Source organism: Pseudomonas sp. F01002 (assembly GCF_004402115.1).
GTDB lineage: Bacteria > Pseudomonadota > Gammaproteobacteria > Pseudomonadales > Pseudomonadaceae > Aquipseudomonas > Aquipseudomonas frigoris.
Map to the genome: position 1 here is coordinate 6,022 of NZ_SOPU01000009.1, position 217 is coordinate 6,238.

The window sequence follows — 217 nt, forward strand, 5'->3', positions numbered from 1 at the left end:
GGCCCGACAGGACGATAAATAACCTTGTGGGAGCGGGCTTGCTCGCGAAGGCGGTGTGTCAGGCAACATTGATGTCAACTGACACTCCGCCTTCGCGAGCAAGCCCACACACATTGGGACGGCGGTGCTTACCAGGGAATGGTTTCGCCTCTGTAGTTCACGAAGTGATGCCCGCCCTTGCCGGTATACGCATTCACCTGATCGACCAAGCCGCGCG

The 217-nt window shown here is 59.0% G+C and carries 1 pseudogene; it reads right to left on the reverse strand.

From position 1 onward, the window contains the following. Positions 1–128 precede the first annotated feature (128 nt). A pseudogene (locus tag E3W21_RS31690) lies at positions 129–217 on the reverse strand (short-chain dehydrogenase); the annotation flags it as partial.